Source organism: Peribacillus sp. P4_C12 (assembly GCF_056402095.1).
Map to the genome: position 1 here is coordinate 1 of NZ_JBFUIB010000837.1, position 1,246 is coordinate 1,246.

1 protein-coding gene is annotated in these 1,246 nt (G+C 37.0%); it reads right to left on the bottom strand.

The annotated features are described in order from the left end of the window. Positions 1-239: 239 nt before the first annotated feature. The gene (glaH, locus tag AC1DUW_RS29545) at positions 240-1,178 is read right to left on the bottom strand and encodes a glutarate dioxygenase GlaH (protein ID WP_477644267.1); all 939 of its coding nucleotides are present in this window, start codon (positions 1,176-1,178) and stop codon (positions 240-242) included. Between the last annotated feature and the right edge of the window lie 68 nt (positions 1,179-1,246).

Consider the following 1,246-nt stretch of genomic DNA (forward strand, 5'->3'; position numbering starts at 1 on the left):
ACCTGAGTCCATATCAATATAGAACTCAGGCTGCTTAATTGGTCTTTTTTATTTCTGTCTATTTGACAGGGGTCACTCCATTTGTCCAGGGTCATTCTTTTTGGTATGCAATCGAACTTCAGTTTCGAATTCAGAGAAAAAAAAGACAAATTCTCGTTCCGAACCGAAAGGCAGGAAAAGAATTTATCTTTAAAAGTTTTTTGGGGATAGAGATAAACGATAGGGTTTACAGGTAAAACTTATTGGTTAAAACGTCCGCGCTGGCGTAGTAATTCTCGGTTCAAGTTTGGATCCTTTTCAAATGCAGCACGTCCGTGAAGCCAAAAAATATTATTAACGACAACCAAATCACCAACAGGAAGTTCTAGTTCAATTACACTTTCATCAGCTTCCAATGATTTAGAGAAATCACGTAGGTATTTTGCTTGTTCAATGGACTCAGGATAAACAAATTGATCGATAAAACAAACACCCGGCTTGTTATTATGATTAAAGAAAGTTAAACGTTCAATTTCTTGATCAATATTTTTACTTTTTGGGGCTTTATACGTGAATTTTTGATTTGATAATGGGTGATTGACGTACTTATCAAGTTCCTTCCAATCATCAAGGTGTAATAAACGTGATTCGCCTCCGCGGGCATTTTCTTCGATCGTCTTCATCATAAGCAACCAGTCTGTCGGCTCATCTACAAAGGTACCGTCTGTATGAAGAGTAAATAAACGATATGCCTGACGTAGATATGAATCGCTGCTATCTGAATCTTGTACACTAAAACGTGCATAGTACTTTCCAGACATTGCATCATGGTTTGGTGTTCCAAGTAAATGTGAAATCGCTGTTGCGAAAATAACATATTCATCAGTATTTTCAGTGACACCTTCTAAACCAAGAGTGAATCCGCCAGACTCTCGATCATGAACAATGCTCCGAAGTACTTCGCCAAACTCTTCTCCTACTTGATCCAATAGGTATGAAGCGACAATGTGACGTGCGTATGGTGTATATTCCAAATGTTGTACAGATTGATTATCCTTTAACACTACTTCTAAAAAACTTGCAATTGCCTCTTTTGAGATTTCAATATGATACAAACGATCTGTTTGCGGGTGAACTTTCACCTCATATTTTTCAGTTTTCTTTTCAAACTTCGCTTTCTTTTTTTCTGCAATACTCATGAATAATTCCTCCTGTTATTTGTAGAATAGGGTAATGAGTTAACGGGAAATATAAAAAGCCAGTCGCA